Consider the following 20975-nt stretch of genomic DNA (forward strand, 5'->3'; position numbering starts at 1 on the left):
TCTAAGCTTTGACTGGAGTGGGGGCCTTGTCCTTTTTGGCGATTTTCAAATACTGATGTAATTCATGTGTAAGCTGTAACAATGCCGAACGAATTTCGAATTCCTCCCGGGTTGAGGGGAGCTCCATTTTTTTGAATTCCTCACGTACCTGCTCCAGCAACTTCTCCGTCTGTCCCGTATAATGTCCGGCCAGAACGTCATTGCTGAGCTGATCGAATAGCTCGGCCAAAAGTTTGGCCTGCGGCATATGCTGGTACATCTGCGAGATCAGCTGCATCATATTTTGAATAGAATCCAGCTGTTCCCTGCGCATATAAAAATACACATTCCAGCCTTCTTGCGGACGAAGCATCTGATTTTCCAATGAACGCCCTGCCTCGGTCACCCCTCTGGCTATGACGCTGTTCGCTTCTATAACTTCCTTGCCATCCCATATGTATGCCGGACTGCGTAATGTATTGGCCATATTTCTGAATATAATGGAAAACGTCCGGTCTACTTCCTGCCGGATTTGCTGCATGGTGTTATCGGAGCGCGGCATGTAGGCCAAATTGACGACCATCGCGGACCCCAGTCCGATGACCAGCAGACACAGCTGGGTCAGCAGCACCTGCATATCAATCACACCACCGCTGAACACGCGGAAAACCACAACCGAACCCGTGACGATTCCTTCCTTAAAGCCCACCCGTACAATGACCGGAAACGCCGATAAAATATATAATGCCAGTACCCAATCATGGAATCCGAATACAACAAACAAAACACAAGCAAAAAGAAGCCCCACAACGGATGCAAAAAATCTCGCCGAAATGGTACGAAGGCTTCTCTTGCGCGTGACATCGACCCCCAAAATAGCCAAAAGCCCTGCCGAGGTGGCTCCATGAATGCCAAAACCATCCGCAATGAGTACGGCCATTAATGCGGCAATAGCCGTTTTAATCGTACGAAAGCCCATGAAAAAATTCTGTCCTCTCTGGATGAAATCTGTTTTCGTAAACTTTGAATCATTTTCATTTTCATGGTACTTTATTTTCACATTTTACACAAATGAGGAATTTGAAAAAATCCAGAAATGTATAGAAGTTTGATTCTTATCGCTGAGGACGATCAGACAGCAACAGTCGCTCCACATACACGACCGCCTGATACATCAGTGTCGCTACGACCGCAATGATAAGTAAACTGGACATCACCAGCGTGAAATTGAACACCTGAAAGCCGTAGATGATCAAGTAGCCCAACCCGTTTTTAGCTACCAGAAATTCACCGACGATCACGCCAACCCAGGCCATGCCGACATTCACCTTTAGTGTAGAGACGATAGCCGGAAAGGACGCAGGCAAAATCACCTTGCTAAACGTATCGCGCCGCGATCCACCAAATGTGCGAACCACCTTGATCAGATTCGAATCCACTTCCTGAAAGCTGTTATACACGACTAACGTCGTAATAATGACCGTAATCGAGAGGGTCGTCATTAGAATAGCGGTAAATCCGGCTCCGAACATGACAATAAAAATGGGCCCCAGCGCCACCTTGGGCATACTGTTGAAGACAACCATATAGGGATCCAGTACCTTCGACAGAAACGGCGACCACCAGATTAGCACAGCCAGTAATGTTCCCAGCAGCGTTCCCAGTAAAAAACCCGCCAACGTCTCTCCAACCGTGACACCGACATGCCCCCACAGCTCACCGCTGACCGCATCCTTGCCAATTTGGGTAAATATTTTGCTTGGATAGCTAAACAGTAGTACATCAATCCATTTCATCCGACCCGCAATTTCCCACAACACGAATAAAAACACTAAAATAGCTGTCTGTACACCCGTTACCAACCGCCGCTCCGAACGCCTTCTGCGTCGGTACTCCTGATACAGCCCTTGAATCCAGTGTTGTCCAAGCCGATCCGCTTCGCCCTTCATCCTTTGACTCACTCCTTTGCTCCCGAAGCCTCCAGTTCACCCCATATTTCATGAAAAAGCTCATTAAAGCCCGGCTGCTCGCGCGCATAAAAAGGCTGAACTTCCCGGATCGCATCCGGAATTGCAAAGGTACGCCGGATGTGGCCCGGATTTCGGCCCAGCACAATAATCCGGTCACTGACCGCAATCGCCTCGGCCAAATCGTGTGTGACCAATATAGCCGTCTTCCCCCGCTCACGCAAGGTTTCGGCAATCAGGTCTTCCAGTTGGAGCTTGGTCTGATAATCCAGCGCGGAGAACGGCTCATCCAGCAGCAGCAGCCCTGGATTAGTCGCCAGCGTCCGTACCAGCGCCACACGTTGGCGCATCCCCCCGGATAACTGGGACGGATGCAGATGCTCCTTCCCTCCCAGCCCCATGCCTTCCAGCAGCAGTCGGGTCCGTTCACGCGAGGCTTCATCTACCCGATTGCCCAGTTCCAGACCCAATAACGCATTATCCATGATCGTACGCCACGGAAACAGATAATCCTGCTGCAACATGTAGCCGACCTCGGGACTCGGACCGTTTACGGGCTGACCTTGCAGCAGCACCTGGCCCTTCGCCGGGCACAATAACCCGGCGATCATGGACAGGATTGTCGTTTTGCCGCAGCCGCTTGGGCCAACCAAACTGATAAATTCTCCTGTCCCTACAGCGAAGTCGATATCCTCAACCGCCAGTGAGGCCTCCCGGTCTGTTACATACACATGCGTCACTTGCTTCAGCGCCACCACCGGGACCGTTGCATCCGAAATAAGACAACTCCGTTCTTCTGTCATGGCGAGCCTCCGGCGTCTACACCTGTATCAGCGGCTCCATTTGTTCCCGCTTTTGCAGGCTGGTCGGCATTCCCCGATGAGCCTGCTGCAATCGCCTTCTCTGCAAAGCTTCGGTTCAACAGTTGATCCAGCGCAACCGGACTTTTCAGCTCGCCCGCCGAAGTCATAACATCCTGCAAATTCTTCCATTCTTTTTCCTCAATTATTGGATTCAGGGCATAGGTGCCTTGTTCCTTATACCGCTTGACACTACTGGTCAGAACCGCCAGATCTGTGTCCTTGAAATAGGGCATAATGGCTTCGGCAATCTGCTCAGGTGAATGCGTGGCAATCCACTGCTGTGCCTGGTATACAGCCTTCGTAAATTTTTGTACAGCCTCGCCATTTTCGTTCAGATAGCTTCGTTTAGCCATATATACGGTATAAGGCAGCTCGCCGCTCTCCACACCAATGGAGGCCACTACCCGTCCCCGGCCTTCTTTTTCGAAAATAGATGCCTGCGGCTCGAATAACTGCACATAATCCCCTGTACCGGAACCGAAAGCAGAGGCAACATTGGCAAAATCAATATTTTGAATCAGCTTCAAATCCTTGTGTGGATCAATGCCGTGTTTGCGCAGTGCAAATTCCAACGACATTTGTGGCATTCCGCCCTTGCGCTGTCCAAGAAAATTTTGCCCTTTCAGCTTTTCCCAGTCAAAGCTACCCTGCGTTTGCCGGGCAAATAGAAAGGTTCCGTCCGTCTGCGTCAGTTGGGCAAAATTAATGATGGGGTCCTCTGCCCCTTGCTGATACACATAAATAGATGTTTCTGCACCGATAAGCGCGATATCCGCCTGATTGGACAGCAACGCCGTCATCGTCTTGTCGCCACCGGGAATCGTCGCCAGTTGGACATTCAGTCCCTCCTGAGCAAACATCCCCTGGCTCAAGGCTACATACTGTGGCGCATAAAAGACCGTTCGAGCTACTTCGCCCAGTCTAATCTCAATCGTCTGCTCCCCTTTGGGTGCGCACCCGCCGAGCAGCAGCAACCCGAGCAGTGCCGCAGCCGCCACAGCTTTGAAACGAGCGCCGATGTTCATCCCTGTTCCCTCCCCACCTTTTTGCATTATAGACTTCATATATTGTTATGCGGCTGCCTACTCAATGGTTAATCGCACACAAAAACCCCACGTTCGCCCAGGGAACGCGGGGTAGATGCACAAATGATGATATGACAGCTAGTAAATCACAGCTTGTATATGGAGGTATATTTTTCTTCCAGATAATCAGCCAGATAGTCCGGGTTCAGATCCTCACCTGTAATGGCTACAATCAGCTCGGACGGCGTCCGGCTCTTACCGTAACGGTAGATTCGTTCAGTCAACCATTGCTTGATCGGCTCCAGCTCCCCAGCAGAAATCAGCTCATCCAGATTTGGCAACTCCTTGCGCAGTGTCGCCAAAATTTGCGCTGCATACATATTGCCAAGCGAGTAAGAGGCAAAATAACCAAAATCACCACCGGACCAGTGAACATCCTGTAGAACGCCATGCCCGTCATCCGGCGGGAGAAGTCCCAGATATTCCTTATATTTCGCGTTCCATACTTCTGGAAGGCGCTTCACATCCAGTTTTTCATTAAACAGCATTTTTTCAATTTCATAGCGGATAATGATATGTAAGTTATATGTCAGCTCATCCGCTTCAATACGAATCAGTGAATTTTCCACACGATTAACGGCCAGGTAGAACTGTTCCGCCGTGACCTTTGCCAGACGGTCTGGAAAATGCTTTTGCAAGTCAGCATAATATCGATCCCAAAAAGCACGGCTGCGCCCAATCATATTTTCCCACAAGCGAGACTGAGATTCATGTATCCCCATAGAGGTTCCTTCAGAAAGCAGCGATCCTGCCAGCTCAGGCGCAATATTTTGCTCATACAGCGCATGACCACCTTCATGCAATGAGCTGAAAATCGCGCTAGTCACATCATCTTGCAAATAATGTGTTGTTATGCGCACATCACCCGGATTTAATCCTGTCGCAAAAGGATGCACGCTCTCATCCAAACGACCTGCGTCGAAGTCATAACCCATCTGTCTCAAAATGAATAGGCCGAACTTCTCTTGCTGCTTCACATCAAACACACCATCCAGAAAGCTCTTGTCCGGCTGGTTTGGTGAAGCCTGAATTTTAGACAACAGCGGCACAAGGCGCTTTTTGAGACGATCAAACACAGCATCCAGCTTCTCTACCGTCATATCCGGTTCATATTGATCCAAAAGCGTGTCGTATTCCGTGTTCTTGATTCCCCAATAACCGATAAACTCACGCTTCATCTCTACGATTTTAGACAAATAAGGCTCGAATCCGGCAAAATCGCTATGTTCCTTGGCATCCTCCCACTTGCTCTCCGCCTGAGCAGCGAGTACGCTGTATTCCCGATAACGGTCAGCCGGAACCGAACGGTTCAGCTCATAATTTTTGCGACTTTCCTCCACCAGTCTGCGATCATTGTCCTCCAGTTGCTCCAGTTTGTCTTCTGCGGTAAAAAATTGCAGCAATTGTCCCATTTCATCCGAAATAATCAGCTTGAACATCTCAGTGGACAACATACCCAACGTTTCCGAACGAATATCAACGCCCTTGCGCGGAGCACCTGTCCGTAAGTCCCAGTGCATCAAGCCCACGGCCTCGCCATAACTTTTGATTTTGTGTGCTAATTCTTTTAAAGCTGCCAATTGATCCAACGTCTGTTGCGCCATAATTGAGGTCACCTCTTTATCTAAAAATGGATAAAACTTTATACTTCTTATACTTGATGATACTTATATTAAAAAGTATAATCAACACACAACATTTGCGACCAGCTCCTGAAGGCTTTGAAAAACCGTCAGATAGTACATATTTGTAAAGGGGTAAAGCCTGATTTCCGGCCTGCTAAAACCTGGATTAGGCTTTTCCATGCTGGTCTGCTGCAAAAAATAGTTCAACATTAAATAGCATACGGAGGGAACAATCGTGGATCACATCAAAGAGATTTTGGAATACAACCGCGTTTTCGTGGAAAACAAAGAATACGAAGCCTATCGTACAGGCAAGTTCCCTAATAAAAAAATGGTCATCATTACCTGTATGGATACGCGTCTGACCGAACTGCTACCCAAAGCCATGAACCTGCGCAATGGTGATGTCAAAATTATTAAAAATGCGGGTGCGATTATCTCCCAGCCTTTTGGAAGCGTTATGCGAAGCGTACTCGTTGCCCTGTATGAGCTGGGAGCGGATGAAGTGCTCGTCATAGGCCATTACGAATGCGGTATGGCCGCGCTGAATGCCGACCACATGGTCAATGAAATGCTGGAGCGCGGGATTTCACAAGAGGTACTAAGCACTTTGGAAAATTCAGGGATTAAACTAAACAAATGGCTGAAAGGTTTTGACAACATCGAGGAAGGGGTTAGAAGTACCGTAAAGCTTATTAAGAATCACCCCTTGCTCCCGCCTAATGCGCCTGTTCACGGTATGGTCATCCATCCAGACACCGGGGAGCTAACGCTGGTTGTTGATGGAAATAAGCAGTAAAATCCTATAATTAACGTTAAAAAGGGTATCTTTGGGTCATAAAATACGACCTAAAGATACCCTCTTTTTTATGAAAATAAGCACATATGAGTGTATGGTGATCGGAGTTAATTTTGGCTAACCTGTGAACGGCCTATCTGAAAGTTGTCAAACCATACAGTTTCAGTGTACACTTTTCATGAAGCGGCAGAACACCTGCCGTAGAGCCGTTATAACCGTTACTAAGATGGATGAAGGAGATAAAATCTATGAATTTACTATCTTATGGTCTGCTGGGCCTTCTCGCCAGAGAAGAATCCTCCGGCTATGATCTGATGCTGCGTATCCAGCCTTTTTGGCAGGCCAAGCACAGCCAGATCTATCCACTGCTAGCGCGTATGGAAAGCAAGGAATTGCTTGCTTCCCGCTGGATTCAGCAGTCCGACAAACCTGATAAAAAAATGTATACCATTACAGACAAGGGAATTCATATGCTTCAGCAATGGTCCCAGGAATCACTGGCCGCTCCGGTCACACGGGACGAATTAAGCCTGCGGCTGTTCTGTCTCTGGCTGACGGACAAAAGCAGTGCCAACCGTATGCTGGAGGAACGCAAGCGTCATTTTATTCAGCGAATACGGCACCTTGAGGATATTCTGAACGACATTCCTGACGAGGATCTGCATTTTGGCAGCAAAAACTTCGGTGATTACATTCTCGTGCAAAAAGGGCTTATGAATGCCAAAGCGGGTCTGGAGTGGTGCCAAATGGTACTGCGTATGCTGCTCGCCGGAGATGTAAGAGCGGACACTAATCCATTTTCACTTAAACCGTAAGACAGAATGCTTTAGTCCATTCAGGCATAGGATTTATATATCAATAAAATTTGAATGTTTTAATTTTTTTGAAACCCTTTTCTATCCGTTTCGTATTACTGGTAAGCGGCTGTTTGACCTATATCAAACCAACATACCAAGGGGGATATATTTAACATGAAAAAAACTTTTACTTTGAAAAATATGATGATGCTGATGATGGCTTTTACCCTGCTGATTGTTATGGTCGCACCATCTACAGCTGACGCGAGGCGAGGCGGCGGATTTAAATCCGGGCAAAAAACGTACCAATCTACACCGAGCAAGGCCACTAACAGCAACGGCGTCAATAAGTCTGATAGCGGAACCAAATCCAGTGCAACTGCGGGTAATGCAAGCAGAACGGGTGGATTCCTTGGCGGTGGCGGCGGGTTCCTGAAAGGAATGATGCTGGGTGGTTTGGCAGGTATGCTCTTCGGCGGACTGTTCGGTAATATGGGCGCACTGGGCAGCTTGCTTGGCCTTGCGGTCAACGTTCTCGCTATATACGTCCTGATCATGGTCGGAGTAGGTATCTACCGTGCTATTAAAAATCGTCGCAGACCTGATGATTCCCGTGGAGGACGTTACTAAGTTATGATTTTAAGTATGGATGAAATTGTAAATGCCATCTGTCTGCATATGGCTGAACGCAAAGGCGTCCAGCCCACTGATGTGACTGTAGAATTAAGCTGGGAAGAGGATACAGGATATTCGGCAGAAGTCCATGTACAAGGCCGCAGCCAGTATCTGGTGGAAGCCAACATGATTGAGGCCATCCTGAGATACCTGCATTCCGAGTACAATATCCGTGCCTATCGCGAGCAGGTCAGACTGGATCTGGACGAAGAAATTACGGCCATTGTCCAGACTTGATGGAATAACGCATAGAGTCACCTAACAGAATAAGCATTGAAACGGAAGAACCGACCTTCGCTTGATGCAAGGGTCGGTTCTTTTTTGCGTTCTATAGGACATTAGCTAAATGTGTGGAACTGACGATACCGTAACCTGGGGCGCCCTTTCGAGCAGACCACTGCCGTACATTTCCCGAAACGGTTGCTCCTCCATATGAATGTACCCGATATAACAGCCGCATTCCTTCATACGGCACGGACGCTTGGCACTTAGTCCTTCAAGGCCATCTCTGTACAAGTGACCAAGCACTCGCCGATCCTGGTAGCAATGTTTTACACGTCCGTCACCCTGTACGTAAAATACATCCTCCCCAGCACGACACGCCCGCCCCTGACTGCTGTAATCCTGCAAATTCCATTGGAAATAGGGATCTATAGCCGTTAATTCATCAATCTCGGCATCGGTATAATAATGTGGTCGATCCTTGTAAGCGTTGACCCACAAATAAACATCCTTCGGAAGCTGTGATCGCAAGGAATGAATAGCGGGAAAAGCCTGTCTCAGTCCCACGGTGCCGACACTGTAGGAAATACCAAGTTCATATAGCTTCATACCTTGAGATATAAAAGCCGGCTCCTTCGTCTCTCCCGGATGATACGTCGCCCACAGCGCAGCCGTCCTCGGGTTCAGTTCCCTGGCCCAATCCAGCTTAGTGGACAGATTCGTCTGTACAGCCACTTTATCCACATGCGTCATATGGGAAAACTCAATCATGGCCTTGCGGTACCAGGAATGAATGAGAGCTTCTCCATACGGATTAAAAAATATGGATAGTCGATGCCCCAAAGTTCCCTGTTCCCGTACCCAATCGGCAAAACGCTCCAGCTGCGCCCGATCCTTGTTCAATGTTTCACGGCTATCCACGTTTTTGCTGAACGGGCAGTAAGGGCAAGCATAGTTGCACGAAGTCAACGAGCCACGATAATATAGGGTTGCTCTCATGCGCCTACGTAGCCTTCCATCCGCTCCCGTACTGCCGTAGATATCATCCAGTCGCCAATCGCATCGGAATAAGCCATTCCTTCCTCGGTCAGTCGTAGTGTGTCGTCTACAACCACCGCCATACCAGATTCCAATAACAAGGACATTCCTGCAAAATCATCCGCCAGAGACGCATCGAAGCGCGCGGTGTAAGCAGATAGCTCCAGACCTTCACGATGGAGAAGTGCCTTCAGAATAAAACGCCGCTTGCTCTCCTCCACATTTAAAATAAAGCCGTAATCAGCCAGATCATGACGCTCGGCGGCGACATAATCAGCAATAATACCGCGCGTTGCGGCTGCACTAACACCGTATCGGCTGGCATAGTGGACATTACGCGTATAGGAGCGCGCACCGCAGCCCAGACCGGCCATGCCTTCCTCCTGACAGCTGTATGGCAGCAGCTCCTTGCCGGGTGCATCATCATTTTTGGCAAAACGGCGCATGGAATATTGTACATATCCCGCCTGTTTGAGTCTTTCACGTGCTACTTCGTACAAGCTGAGACGAATATCATGATCCAGCCCAGTATAGCCCGGCTTTAAAATCGTATTTTCCCGAATGTATAATGGGTAAATAAAAATTTCACCCGGTGCGTAAGATAATGCCTCTTCCAGAGAATACAGCCACGTTTCCGCCGTTTGACCGGGGAGACCATAGATCAGATCTACGTTCAACAGCGGAAAATCGTACTCCACCAGCCGCGCAAGCGCTTCACGCACAAGCTTGGGCTTCTGAGGGCGGTATATGGCCGCACTCTCCGACTCCACAAAGCTCTGAATCCCCATGCTGACACGGTCCGTTCGGCGGCGCTTGAGCACCTCCAGCCGATCTTCGGTTACCGTATCCGGCGACGTTTCCACCGAAATGGAAGCATGTTCAGGGTCTAAACCCATCAGATTTTCCGCAATGTCAAACAATCGTTCGACCAAAGGAGCCTCCAGCAAGGTTGGCGTACCGCCGCCGATGGCAAAGCGTGAAAACGGCCGACCACCCATGATTGGCGCCCATTGTCGGGCTTGTCTTTCAAGCGCATCCACATACTCCTTATGCACATCCAGCCGCTTGTCGGGCAAAGTGAACAGGTTACAGAATCCACAACGAGCCGCGCAAAACGGAATATGCATATACAAAAAATAGCTCTCCAGCTCCTCCTTCTCCCACAACTCTTGCAGTGAGAGCGGTGTATCAAAAGGCCGATAGGCCGTTTTATGCGGGTAAGAGTACAAATAGGAGCGGTAGGGAGCTTCACGGATCGTGCGTGCCCATTCAACAGGGTTCTCAGGCCATAGAGACCTTGATGTTGAGCCTGTGTCCAGCCCCGCAGGGGGATTGGCTCCTGCTCCCGTTAGAAGCGAGTGATTCAGATTCATGGCTTTCATTTCTGCTCCCTCCTCGCGCTGGATTGATTCTTTACATTTTACCAGTGCAATCTAAAATTTCTTGTACCCTACAACACAAATTCGCGGTAAGGCACATTCCATACTACCTCATGAGCTAGGCGATGCCCTTCGTAGCCATCTTCCCCATAAGCCGTACCATGATCGGAAAAGGCCATGCAAAATGTCTTCCCCCGGTTTCGTAAAGCGTCGAACAAACGCCCAAGCTGCCCATCCACATAACGCAAGGCTGCACGTTGGGACTCCACCGAATCCTTGGCTGAGCCCTCCAGAAAATAGTGATTAGGGCCATGAATAGCTGACACATTCAGGAACAAAAACAGCCGCTGCGCCGGGTCTGCCTTCTCCAGCAGCTTTAGGGCATGATTCACCTGATGCTCGGTTGAACGGTGATTCGTAACGCCGAAGGTCATACGCCAGTAGCTTTCCTGAAAATACCCCGGCAGCACCTTGGCAAGCTTGTTTTTTTTCGTGAAAAAAATAACACCGCCGATGCAAATAGTCCGGTAACCTTCACACGCCAGCCCGGATACAATATCCGGTGCATCAAACAGCCACGTATGCGGATGTGTACGCAGTCCCGTATCTTTAGTATGAAACAGCCGTATGTGAGAAGCCTTATCCGTATTAGCCGGTGTAGGCAAGAATCCGCCAAAAAACGCATGATGTGCAGCATAGGTAAAGCTGCCCGGCGTATGGCGTTTTTCCCACGGCCCGGAGCCACACAGGTTCGGACAGTTTTCTTCCTCCAGCTTGGCTACATCGTAACGCAGCGTGTCAAGCGTAATCATGACAATATCATGAGAACCGACAATCTGGTTCATATCGGTCATAATAAGCCTTTCCTTTCCAAAGTTGCAGTCCCATTGGCGAGATGCAGCATTTCCCATTCATATGGATTCCACCCCTGATGTTTCACCCGGTATAACAGATCGCCGAACGGATTTACATCCAGCACGTAGGGACGACCACCATGTGCAGGAACCAGCACATCCAGCCCGGCAACCATAGAGGCCGGAAAAGCGCTCATCGCGGCTTCCGCAATTTGCCGAACCGATTCTACCGTATCCTGCAGCAACCCGGCGTCCTCCAGCAACAGCCGTTCATTGCGCAAATGCAGATTCGTAATTGGGCTTCGGCTTAAACGTAAAACGGCATGACAAGCCTCTGATTCGCAAACAAGCTGGCGTACATCGTAAACACGTCCGTTCAGACTCGCTTTAGGTATCCAGCGTTCCACATGCACCCCTTCCGAGCATAGCCAGCCCAGGATGGCATGAATGTCCTGCTTGTCCGTATAACGGCGCAAGCGTCCGGCATTGTAATACACACGCTGTCCGTGTACGATTTCCGTTCCAATGGTGGTTACTGCCAGCTCTGCCCGTGTCCGCGGATGCATCTGATAGGCTATTACACCAGAAGCACCGGACCCGCAAAATATTTTCACAAACAGACGGTGAACCCCGCTCTCCTTCATCGCTGTGTGTAGATCAGCAACATCACGAAAGGTACCGTCTGGTGGTGCAAGCACAGGCGGAACCCTTATGCCCGCCTTGTCCAATACGGCGCTGCAACGCCGTTTGTCGAACATCACAGCCACTTCCGCCGGATCATTCATCCAGCGCGACGAGGGCCATAGCAGGGCTGCTTCTTGCCGTAGCCACGCCAGCAGACGGCAATAGCCCCGGAACCATTGTGCCGGGTGCCAAATACGACCGTGCTGCTCCAGCAGGCCTCGCGCTTCTGCCGCCAATATACCTGGGCCATGTGCTAATTCCGCCCACGGCAACAAAGAATCGTCTCCCTCCGTATCCGGGGCTCCCAAAGCAATCAATTCACGTTCTACCTCAAAGCGTTCACCCGGTGCATCCAGACGAAGCAGCGGACTAATGTCCGCCCGCCCCGTCTGTAACTGACGGATGCTCTCTTGCACATAAACACTAGCATTTACGCTGTCTGGCGCAGCCTGTGCAGCTATTCGGGCCAATAACTCCCCCAGACTTTGCTTCTCCCGGATGGCTTCCAGCACATTTTTATAGGAAATCTCAACAGCGGGCGGCAGCTTCAATCTGCTTCGCGCCTCCTGTAGTCCTGTGGTCCGCCGATTCCCCGGATTGCCGAACAAAATAAACGGCTCGCTGATATTGCTGTCTGATATCCCAACCATAAAGCCGCCTCACTTTAATTTTTGAATAAACTTGATCGTAAAGGATCCTTTTTATGGATTACTCGGTCAACGATGGATAACGCCAATCATCTTCCTCGTCCGCTTGCTGCTGATCTTCTACATTCACAGACAGTCCGAAGTTTTTCCAACGTTTTACCATTTCATCCGACATATAATGATAGCTCAAATCCAGATGCTTCAGCCCTTTGATACTTTCACTAGCGAGCAGTGCCTCAGCCCCTTTATCGGACAACGTGCCTTGAGACAGATCCAGTACCTCCAGTTGTCCAATCACAGGTGCGTTTGCCGCAGCAATCGCGATTTCATCCTGTATTTCACTATCCTTCAGCCCCAAATAGGTCAGCTTTGGAAAAAGATTGTCGTTCAGGAACGGTAATACATCCTTTAGGCCACCATCAAAGCCGTATTGATCCACGCCCAAATACAACTCCAGCTTGCGCAGCTCAGGCAGCTCGGCATTACGAATTTCCTGAAGGACACTCGCAGGCAAACCCCCGCAAATAATAACCAATTCCTGAAGGTTTTTATGCCGTAACGGCTCCAGGCTCAGGTCCTGACTTCCTTTGACATAAAAGGATTCCAAAGCTGGAAACGCCTCCAACAGCGGAGACAGATTCGTCTGGTTAATCCACGAAACCTCACACTCATCATATTCCATATCCCCGATAAACAGCTTACGCAGCTTCGGAAATTGATCTTTGTGCTTCACCAGCACCGGTATAAAATCCTCCGGCGATTGTTCATAGGCTCCGCCCCAGTCTCCAATAATCAAATCCGTTATTTCTGCGCTCTCTGGCTTGACTGCCAGTTCTTCAATAGAATTAGCCATCGTTTGACCCTTCTCATAAGCTTCATAATCCACAACCAGCTTTACTTCCATCTCGTAATACCTCCGATCACTGATCTGAAAATGTAATAAATCCCTATCTCGTAAACTATCTATTTCCAGTTTAGTCTATCCTATCATACCAATGTTCGTCAAAAATAGACCCCTGACGACATCAATCCTATGTAAAATGTAAGCGATGAAATTAAACAAGGCAGCCCGGTAAACTGCTCCGGTCTGCCCTGCGCTTATACTCCCTAATAAATCTCTACTATATAATACAAGAGATTTTGAAGCCGAATTATTGGCTAATGGTGATCGGTGAGTTATCAGACAGCAACGCCAGATTATTTACGATTACATTCTCTTCGTTGCTCAAGCCACTGGTAACCAGTGTTTGTGAGCCTGTCGTCTGAACCGTCTTCACTTCCTTGCGTTTCGCATGGTCACCATTCACAACGTATACATATTGCTTACCTTGATCCTTTTGAATCGCTGCGGTAGGAACGACAATACCTTCTTGTGCATTCGCAGCGACAAAGCTGATATCAGCCAGCATACCGGATTTCAGTTTCACGTCCGGATTAGCCACCGAAATTTTCACAGGATATCCTTTTCCACTTGCGTCCAACGGGCTTACATTTTTAACTGTACCTGTTGTCACAATATTCGAAGCTGCTACACGTACCTGTACCTTGTCGCCTGCTTTTACATTGTTGATCTGCTCAGCCGGTACATAGATCAGTGTATTAACTGTACTCAGGTTGGCAATGACTAGCGCAGGAGCCTGAGCGGATACCATTTCGCCTACTTCTGCATTTTTCGTACCTACAATACCGTTAATCGGTGATGTAATCACTGTATCGTCGAGTGCGTCCTGAGCGATGCTCACATTTAGCTGAGCCTGCTTGAGAGACTGTTGGCTGGACTCGATAACGGCTGTATTTTGAGATACCTTCAGTTGATTTTGCGCATTGCTGTAGCCGCTGTTGGCATTACTGTAGCTGTTTTTTGCTGAATCGTAGCTGTTACGGGCCGTAGTGAGCGCCTTCTGAGCAGCCACCAGTTGGTCCTGGGCATTAGCCTGTGCGTTCTGCGCATTGTTGTATGCCGCTTCTGCGTTCACAACGGCTGTTTTTGCTTGTTCCAGTTGTGCTTGAGTACTCGCACCCGCATCAAACAGGCTTTGAGTACGCGTTACATTTTTCTGAGCATCCGCCAGCGCTTGCTGCGTTTGCTTCACCGTATTGGCCGCCGAGGAGACGCCGTGTGTCGCCTGTTCTACGGCTGTAGTAGCCTGATTAATGGCTCCCTGCGCCTGATTGATTGCGCTTTGGGACTGAATCACGCCGCTTTTGGATTGTACTACGCCCGAGTTGGCTTGAACCATCGTCGATTCATGGGATGCCTGAGCAGAACTCACTCCTGCTGCTGCCGCACCTGCTGCGGCGCGGGCCTTCGCTACATTATTCCGCATGTCCTTGTCATCAAGCTTGAACAGCACTTGACCTTTTTTGACCTCTGAGCCAATATCCACAGGCAGTTCAACTACTTTACCGCCCACTTTTGGAACGATATTCACTGTCTCCGAAGGAGTTACCGTTCCTGTATAAATGTTCCCTTGCCCAATGATACCCTGCTGCGCTTGGCTGATCTTGACAGGAACGACCATATCCTGCGCCGCTCCACTATTACTGGAGCAGCCTGCCAGCACTGCGCCGCCGAGCACTAAGACCGCTAATGTACTTTCTACTCTCAATATTTTCATGATAATTTCCTTTCTTTCTGTCCGTGGAAATAATGTAAGCCATCCAGTCGATATTTTGTAGTTCTTTATAAAGCTTCCGGCTGTGTCTTTGCTTTCTTCCTCTGAATAAACAAAAAGATTAGTGGAATCGTGCAAAACAGCGGTATGGATGAAATGAGGAAGGTATCCGCAATTCCTCTTGATGTGGCATCCAGCGTGATTAAACCACTTATAGATGACACCCAAGAGCTGCCCAACGTCGCTTGCAGCGCATGAGCCGCGTCCGGTGTAACAGTCTCCGAAATTTGTTGGGCATGAGCTGCCGAACGGCTTTGCATAATCGCTGTCAACACTGCTATGGCCATAGATGCTGCAACGGTACGCACCAGATTGGATGCTGTAGACGCATTCGCTACCTTGCTCGGATGAACAGCGTTCATACCAACGGTAGACAATGGCATCATACAAATACCAATTCCCAGGCCCCGAAATGCCATTACGGTTTCCAGCCAAATATGCGGTGTGTCTGGCGTAAGTTGATGCAAATGATATGTCATGAAGCTGGTCAGCGTCAGGCCAACAAGTCCCAGGGGCACAATGCCGAATTTATCAAATAACCGCCCGGCAATCGGCATCATAGCCGCCATTGCAATCGCCTGTGGAATGAGGATGATTCCGGTATCAATCGGTGACACATGCTGAATATTTTGCAAAAATAACGGTGTCAAAAACGTTCCTCCATACATCCCCATCATGACCAGACTGGAGGCAATGACACTAATCGTATATTTTGAGTTTTTAAATAATGAAATTTCAATTACAGCATTGTCTTTTCCGCTTTCCACATAAATAAGAAAGACAAGCGCCCAGAAGGCGACGAACAGTAGAGATATAATTTTAAAAGAAGTCCAGCCATCATGCTGACCGTTTGTCAGTGCGTACAAGAGTGTTCCTGCGCAAGTTGCGGCCAGCAAAAAACCTGGCAAATCAAACGGCTTTGGTGTTGCTTTAGGCGGTTCCTTGATCAGAAGAATAACCATTAAAATTGCAAATAAAGCTACCGGCACACTGACAATAAACAAGAAACGCCAGTTAAACCATTCAATCAAGTACCCACTCAGTGTAGGTCCAACGGCTGGAGCCGCCATTGCGGCGATCCCCCATATCCCGAGGGACATACCGATTTGTTCACGCGGCATGATTTTGTAAATAATCGTCATACTCAGCGGCATAATGACACCGCCTCCCAGTCCAGCCAGTACCCGTGCTGCGATCAGGGAAGAATCACTCCATGCAAAAATACATATTCCCGTTCCCAGCGAGAACACGCTGAGCGCAAGTATTAAAAACTTTTTGTATCCAATGCGCTGCTCCATATATCCGGTAATCGGGACGATTACACCAGATGCAAGCGTGTAACCTGTAATAACCCACTGAATACGTGTCGTCGTTGATCCTAAGTCCGTCGTCAATCGAGGAATGGCGACATTGATCAGACTGTTGTTCAGAATGGCGACAAAGGCGCCTAAAACGATGGCAAAAAAAGCAAGCCAGCGTTCTTTGGAAGAATCTGTCGAAGGAGCAGCAGCAGTTTCATTGGCAGCCACATGGACCCCTCCTTTTTAAGGTGTATGGATTTTAACTTCCACGTTCGTTCCTGGAATGAGCTTCATATCCTTCGGCTTGTTAACAGCTATTTCTACAGGCACACGCTGGGTCACCTTGTTAAAGTTACCGCTTGTGTTTACCGCAGGAATGAGCGAGAACACCGCATTTGAGGCTTCGCCCACTTTGCGAACTTTGCCTTGAATCGTCTTGTCACCTGCTGCATCAAGCGTAATGTCAACAAGCTGTCCCGGTTTAATGCGGTCAATATCGGTTTCTTCAATATTCGTGGAGACATACAGACTGTTCATATCAACCATGGTCGCAACAGCACTGCCCGGAGAACCGATTTCATGCTCTTTCGAATAAATCTTAATAACGGTACCATTGATCGGCGCACGCAGTACGGACTTGCTGATCATGCTGGAATCCAGCCCCGATACATCCTGCTCTGCAATCGGTTCATTGCGCTGAAGAACATCGCCTTCCTCCACATCAATGTGTGTAATCTCTCCGGAAATTTGCGGCATTACCTTATATTGATCCGCTTGAATACGCGCATCGTCACTCTTAACAAAGTGTGTTGCCTGATACCAATAATAGTAGCCAATGGTTCCGCCGCTCAGAATGAGCAGTATGATGAGAATTGGCAGTACGGTTTTCTTACTCACTTCTTCCACCCCTGTTGTCCAAAAAATTTTATTATTCAACGCTAATATTTTAATTTTGAAATATTAGGCCATCAAACCAAACCGTGAACGTAAAATAAGCACATAGCAGGATACCATGCATAAAGAAAGAACATTATCTATGTACGTAGGTAATCCTTGTCTATGCTCACACACATCGTCTCCTTTTATATTTAAATATTTTCATATAAATATCGTACATTGAAGTATTATAGTTATATTTATCTATTCAGGCAATATAAATTTTCAGTTTTTCAAAAAAAATTTCATAAAAAAGAGCCTTGTTTTCCAAGGCTTCTTCAACGAAAAGGGATTATTCACATTTAAAGGGTTTAAAAAATGTACTAAGAGAAAAGCAAAGGTCCCAATAACCGTTCTTTACGGTTTTTGGCCTCCTGCTGTTCTTTTTTGTTCTTATCCATCCTGTTGCTATTGCCCTGTGATCGTTGTTCCCCTATGCAGGCTCCACAACGACATCGTTCTGTTGTCGCGTGTACATCCTCTCTGGAGTCCCGCAATAACCGAACGTAATCCAGAGATTGCTGTAAAGAAGCAGGACCCGGGATAAAGCGGACTTTTTTGCCTTCCAGCAAACAGTAGACCTCAGTAAGCTGCGGAAGAGCGCCAAATGCATAATAACAAAAAACATTCGTCAAATGTTGAAATGTATGAATAACGTTGGGATTATAATCCACGATGTACTTCTGAATCAGTAAGGAATCGGCTCCAGCTGACAGTTGCCAGGCAGCCTGCACAATAAGCGAAATGTCGACCTCAAGCTCAGGGACCGGCGTGCAAAATTGCTCGTACAACATCACTGGCACTGACAAGTCCCTATTTAACGCACAAATTTTAGACAGCTCGCCTGACACTTTATTTTTGACATCCCAGTAATGGAACAACGATTCGAAGCCGGTTGGCTGTGTGGGCCACCATTTCTCCAGCACATACTGGACGGGGATTTCCCGCCGCACCTCTACTTCCATTCCAAAGTATTCATTTAGCGCATGCCCTACCGCATATTGAACCCGTTGCCTCCAATTCCAGCCTTCACGCCCGCGTTTTCCCTGCGATTGACGGGTAGACTGCGGAGTTCTCCACATCTCCTCAAGCTGATAGTCGTGCAGAAGAGGAAAGCCGCTTAAGCTATCGCTGTTGCGCATACCTATCCCTCGCTCTCTTCTCAGGACACCCCAATACCAGCCTGTGCAAATTGTCTTCCGTAAGCCCGGCAATTTTCCTTCTCATCGTCCAGTGGGTTGAATTCGATCTTCAAGCTCTCCTGAATAACAGTTGCGCCACGTTCTTTGACTTTTTCCTCTACCAGGTCAACCGCGCCGCAGAATAGTGTATAGGATGTATCTCCGCTGCCAAATACAGCGGTCTTTTTACCGGATAGATCAAGCTCATCCAGTTCCTCGTAAAAATCTAAAAATTCATCAGGAAGCTCACCATCTCCCCATGTATATACACCCAACAGGAACCCGTCATAACCGAGCAGTTCCTGCGCGCTGCAATCATACGAAGCCTTCAACTCCGCCTCATGTCCTGCCTGGCGGACGCCTTCGGCGATCAATTCTGCGATTTCCTCTGTATTACCAGTCATACTGGCATAAGCAATCATGATTTTACCCAAGTTCATCCCTCACTTTTGTTTGACATATGGAATGCATTCATTCCCTATTACTCAAATAATATTTGATAATGATTCTCATTGTCAAATATTAATTTAAAATAAGTGTTTTACACATGGTGCAACATACGCAAAACAGCCGCATAGCATGCGGCTGTTCGCTGATAAACCCTATGAGTAAGCTGCTTCAACAAGCAACTTGTTTATTTATTGCATCCATTATTTATTACGCCAGTACAGTTCATTCCATTGCAGCTCCTGACGGAACTGACGGATGTTCGTGTTGTTGTCAATGACGACGGCTTCTATGCCTGTCAGCTCTGCGTAATCCAGCAATTGCTCAGTGGTTACAGCATAGGACAACACCGTATGATGCGCTCCACCCGCATGAATCCATGCTTCTGCGGACACTTCCAGCGAAGGCTCTGGTTTCCACAAAACGCTGGCTACAGGCAGTTTCGGCATTTGGTTTTTATTTTCCACAGCATGGATTTGGTTAATGATCAGACGGTAACGTCCTCCCAGCTCAATGATGGATGCTACGAGCGCCTTACCCGGTTTGCCTTCAAAAATAAGACGAGCCGGATCGGCTTTGCCGCCAATACCCAACGGTTGAACATCAATACGCGGTTTGTTCACAGCAATTGTCGGACATACCTCCAGCATATGAGAACCCAAATTCAGTTCATTGCCCGGCTCCAAATGATATGTGTAATCTTCCATAAAGGAGGTATCCACATTATTCGCCATCAGCTTCATCAGGCGCGTCAACGCTGCCGTTTTCCAGTCACCCTCGCCGCCGAATCCGTAACCTTGGGCCATCAAACGCTGCACCGCCAAACCAGGCAGTTGTTTCAGACCATGCAGGTCTTCAAACGTTGTCGTAAAGGCTCCAAATTCTCCGTCCTGCAAAAACTTTTTCAAGCCCAGCTCAATACGAGCCTGCTCCAAAATAGAATCACGTACTGCACCCGGTTGCTTGGCTTCTGCGGACAACTCATACAGGTCGTGATACTCCTCGAACAGAGAGTTGATATCCCCCTCTGACACGCTATTAACGACCTCAACCAGATCACCCACACCATAGCCGTTGATGGACCAGCCCAACTGGGCCTGAGCAGATACTTTGTTGCCGTCGGTTACAGCTACTTCACGCATATTGTCACCAAAACGGGCTACTTTGAGATTTTGGCTTTCGCTATAAGCAGCAGCCGTGGACATCCAGCCTCCGATGCGTTTCTGAACGCCTTCTTCCTCCCAATAGCCTACGACGACTTTGCGAGTTACACCCAGACGGGCACCGATAAAGCCAAATTCACGGTCACCATGCGCGGATTGGTTCAGGTTCATAAAGTCCATATCAATACTATCCCAAGGGATATCACGGTTAAATTGAGTATGCAGGTGCAACAAAGGCTTTGCCAAACGCGTCAAGCCAGCAATCCACATTTTCGCCGGAGAAAATGTATGCATCCAGGTAATAATCCCTGCACACAGGTCATCTCCGTTCGCATCAATAATGAGACGACGAATCGCGTCGGAATTTGTCAGAACCGGCTTGAGTACCACTTCAAACGGTAAATGACCACTACGGTTCAATCCCTCTACAATTTGACGAGAATGCTCTTGTACCTGATCGAGCGTCTCGGGTCCATACAAATGCTGACTTCCTGTAGCAAACCAAAATTTAAACGGTTTCATAATTAAAAATTCCTCCTGTCAGGAAATAAGTATAGTTGCAGCTGTATTCTTAGATAAACTATTATGTACGTACAATATAATATTTTTATCAATATTATGATGAAAAATGATTAGTTGTACGTACAAGTGGGATTGA

The 20975-nt window shown here is 48.2% G+C and carries 20 protein-coding genes; 4 read left to right on the forward strand and 16 right to left on the reverse strand.

Annotated elements, in window-relative coordinates; translation table 11 throughout:
• Position 1: 1 nt before the first annotated feature.
• From ABIA61_RS05590 to ABIA61_RS05610, 5 genes are all read right to left on the reverse strand, one after another.
• Positions 2–958 carry an aromatic acid exporter family protein gene (locus tag ABIA61_RS05590; RefSeq protein ID WP_283652136.1) on the reverse strand — a complete coding sequence of 319 codons (957 nt, stop codon included), beginning with the start codon at positions 956–958 and terminating at the stop codon, positions 2–4.
• A gap of 136 nt (positions 959–1094) precedes the next feature.
• Positions 1095–1928, reverse strand: a complete 834-nt coding sequence (locus ABIA61_RS05595) for an ABC transporter permease (RefSeq protein ID WP_404521319.1) — start codon at positions 1926–1928, stop codon at positions 1095–1097.
• 8 nt (positions 1929–1936) lie between these two features.
• Entirely contained in the window at positions 1937–2749 is an 813-nt protein-coding gene (locus tag ABIA61_RS05600; RefSeq protein WP_404521296.1) for an ABC transporter ATP-binding protein, read from the reverse strand.
• Positions 2746–3834 (reverse strand): ABC transporter substrate-binding protein, encoded by a 1089-nt coding sequence (locus ABIA61_RS05605; RefSeq protein WP_404580453.1) that lies wholly within the window; start codon positions 3832–3834, stop codon positions 2746–2748. Before ABIA61_RS05605 ends, ABIA61_RS05600 begins: the two co-directional genes overlap by 4 nt.
• A gap of 146 nt (positions 3835–3980) precedes the next feature.
• Complete coding sequence (locus tag ABIA61_RS05610) at positions 3981–5498, reverse strand: carboxypeptidase M32 (RefSeq protein ID WP_283652139.1); 1518 nt, start codon at positions 5496–5498, stop codon at positions 3981–3983.
• A 256-nt stretch (positions 5499–5754) separates the two neighbouring features.
• Here ABIA61_RS05610 and ABIA61_RS05615 point away from each other — a divergent pair, with 256 nt between their 5' ends.
• The 4 genes from ABIA61_RS05615 (at position 5755) to ABIA61_RS05630 (ending at position 8027) form a co-directional block, all read left to right on the forward strand.
• Positions 5755–6318, forward strand: coding sequence for a beta-class carbonic anhydrase (locus ABIA61_RS05615; RefSeq protein WP_283652140.1), 564 nt, complete (start codon positions 5755–5757; stop codon positions 6316–6318).
• A gap of 248 nt (positions 6319–6566) precedes the next feature.
• On the forward strand, positions 6567–7133 hold the full coding sequence (locus ABIA61_RS05620) for a PadR family transcriptional regulator (protein WP_044647777.1): 567 nt from the start codon (positions 6567–6569) through the stop codon (positions 7131–7133).
• Between the two features lie 156 nt (positions 7134–7289).
• On the forward strand, positions 7290–7745 hold the full coding sequence (locus tag ABIA61_RS05625; RefSeq protein WP_283652141.1) for a hypothetical protein: 456 nt from the start codon (positions 7290–7292) through the stop codon (positions 7743–7745).
• A 3-nt stretch (positions 7746–7748) separates the two neighbouring features.
• On the forward strand, positions 7749–8027 hold the full coding sequence (locus ABIA61_RS05630; protein WP_134914723.1) for a YxcD family protein: 279 nt from the start codon (positions 7749–7751) through the stop codon (positions 8025–8027).
• Positions 8028–8132: 105 nt separating this feature from the next.
• Here ABIA61_RS05630 and ABIA61_RS05635 read toward each other — a convergent pair whose 3' ends face one another.
• From ABIA61_RS05635 to araA, 11 genes are all read right to left on the reverse strand, one after another.
• Positions 8133–9011, reverse strand: a complete 879-nt coding sequence (locus ABIA61_RS05635) for an STM4011 family radical SAM protein (RefSeq protein ID WP_404521292.1) — start codon at positions 9009–9011, stop codon at positions 8133–8135.
• Positions 9008–10432 carry an STM4012 family radical SAM protein gene (locus ABIA61_RS05640; protein ID WP_283652143.1) on the reverse strand — a complete coding sequence of 475 codons (1425 nt, stop codon included), beginning with the start codon at positions 10430–10432 and terminating at the stop codon, positions 9008–9010. Before ABIA61_RS05640 ends, ABIA61_RS05635 begins: the two co-directional genes overlap by 4 nt.
• A gap of 68 nt (positions 10433–10500) precedes the next feature.
• Positions 10501–11283, reverse strand: a complete 783-nt coding sequence (locus tag ABIA61_RS05645; RefSeq protein ID WP_404580454.1) for an STM4013/SEN3800 family hydrolase — start codon at positions 11281–11283, stop codon at positions 10501–10503.
• Positions 11280–12617 carry an STM4014 family protein gene (locus ABIA61_RS05650; RefSeq protein ID WP_283652145.1) on the reverse strand — a complete coding sequence of 446 codons (1338 nt, stop codon included), beginning with the start codon at positions 12615–12617 and terminating at the stop codon, positions 11280–11282. Before ABIA61_RS05650 ends, ABIA61_RS05645 begins: the two co-directional genes overlap by 4 nt.
• Before the next feature lie 58 nt (positions 12618–12675).
• Complete coding sequence (locus tag ABIA61_RS05655) at positions 12676–13518, reverse strand: STM4015 family protein (protein WP_283652146.1); 843 nt, start codon at positions 13516–13518, stop codon at positions 12676–12678.
• Positions 13519–13765: 247 nt separating this feature from the next.
• Entirely contained in the window at positions 13766–15232 is a 1467-nt protein-coding gene (locus ABIA61_RS05660; protein ID WP_283652147.1) for an efflux RND transporter periplasmic adaptor subunit, read from the reverse strand.
• 65 nt (positions 15233–15297) lie between these two features.
• A complete protein-coding gene (locus ABIA61_RS05665; protein ID WP_283652148.1) occupies positions 15298–16818 on the reverse strand; it encodes a DHA2 family efflux MFS transporter permease subunit in 1521 nt (506 codons plus the stop codon).
• 15 nt (positions 16819–16833) lie between these two features.
• Positions 16834–17487, reverse strand: coding sequence for an HlyD family secretion protein (locus ABIA61_RS05670; protein WP_283652149.1), 654 nt, complete (start codon positions 17485–17487; stop codon positions 16834–16836).
• Between the two features lie 362 nt (positions 17488–17849).
• Complete coding sequence (locus tag ABIA61_RS05675) at positions 17850–18668, reverse strand: hypothetical protein (protein WP_283652150.1); 819 nt, start codon at positions 18666–18668, stop codon at positions 17850–17852.
• A 20-nt stretch (positions 18669–18688) separates the two neighbouring features.
• Positions 18689–19147 (reverse strand): flavodoxin, encoded by a 459-nt coding sequence (locus ABIA61_RS05680; RefSeq protein ID WP_044647765.1) that lies wholly within the window; start codon positions 19145–19147, stop codon positions 18689–18691.
• Between the two features lie 210 nt (positions 19148–19357).
• Positions 19358–20839: an L-arabinose isomerase gene (gene araA / locus ABIA61_RS05685; RefSeq protein WP_283652151.1), complete on the reverse strand. Its 1482-nt coding sequence runs from the start codon at positions 20837–20839 to the stop codon at positions 19358–19360.
• Positions 20840–20975 lie beyond the last annotated feature (136 nt).

Origin of the sequence: Paenibacillus sp. RC21, from assembly GCF_044907935.1 — a bacterium.
In the GTDB taxonomy this organism is placed as follows: Bacteria; Bacillota; Bacilli; order Paenibacillales; family Paenibacillaceae; genus Paenibacillus; species Paenibacillus terrae_A.

Bases quoted from the DNA above. Each gene is read 5' to 3' on its own strand.
- ABIA61_RS05635 (WP_404521292.1), bottom strand. From the start codon at position 9,011: ATGAGAGCAACCCTATATTATCGTGGCTCGTTGACTTCGTGCAACTAT.
- ABIA61_RS05680 (WP_044647765.1), bottom strand. From the start codon at position 19,147: ATGAACTTGGGTAAAATCATGATTGCTTATGCCAGTATGACTGGTAAT.
- ABIA61_RS05605 (WP_404580453.1), bottom strand. From the start codon at position 3,834: ATGAACATCGGCGCTCGTTTCAAAGCTGTGGCGGCTGCGGCACTGCTC.
- ABIA61_RS05645 (WP_404580454.1), bottom strand. From the start codon at position 11,283: ATGACCGATATGAACCAGATTGTCGGTTCTCATGATATTGTCATGATT.
- ABIA61_RS05660 (WP_283652147.1), bottom strand. From the start codon at position 15,232: ATGAAAATATTGAGAGTAGAAAGTACATTAGCGGTCTTAGTGCTCGGC.
- araA (WP_283652151.1), bottom strand. From the start codon at position 20,839: ATGAAACCGTTTAAATTTTGGTTTGCTACAGGAAGTCAGCATTTGTAT.
- ABIA61_RS05600 (WP_404521296.1), bottom strand. From the start codon at position 2,749: ATGACAGAAGAACGGAGTTGTCTTATTTCGGATGCAACGGTCCCGGTG.
- ABIA61_RS05590 (WP_283652136.1), bottom strand. From the start codon at position 958: ATGGGCTTTCGTACGATTAAAACGGCTATTGCCGCATTAATGGCCGTA.
- ABIA61_RS05655 (WP_283652146.1), bottom strand. From the start codon at position 13,518: ATGGAAGTAAAGCTGGTTGTGGATTATGAAGCTTATGAGAAGGGTCAA.
- ABIA61_RS05650 (WP_283652145.1), bottom strand. From the start codon at position 12,617: ATGGTTGGGATATCAGACAGCAATATCAGCGAGCCGTTTATTTTGTTC.
- ABIA61_RS05620 (WP_044647777.1), top strand. From the start codon at position 6,567: ATGAATTTACTATCTTATGGTCTGCTGGGCCTTCTCGCCAGAGAAGAA.
- ABIA61_RS05610 (WP_283652139.1), bottom strand. From the start codon at position 5,498: ATGGCGCAACAGACGTTGGATCAATTGGCAGCTTTAAAAGAATTAGCA.
- ABIA61_RS05625 (WP_283652141.1), top strand. From the start codon at position 7,290: ATGAAAAAAACTTTTACTTTGAAAAATATGATGATGCTGATGATGGCT.
- ABIA61_RS05675 (WP_283652150.1), bottom strand. From the start codon at position 18,668: ATGCGCAACAGCGATAGCTTAAGCGGCTTTCCTCTTCTGCACGACTAT.
- ABIA61_RS05595 (WP_404521319.1), bottom strand. From the start codon at position 1,928: ATGAAGGGCGAAGCGGATCGGCTTGGACAACACTGGATTCAAGGGCTG.
- ABIA61_RS05630 (WP_134914723.1), top strand. From the start codon at position 7,749: ATGATTTTAAGTATGGATGAAATTGTAAATGCCATCTGTCTGCATATG.
- ABIA61_RS05640 (WP_283652143.1), bottom strand. From the start codon at position 10,432: ATGAAAGCCATGAATCTGAATCACTCGCTTCTAACGGGAGCAGGAGCC.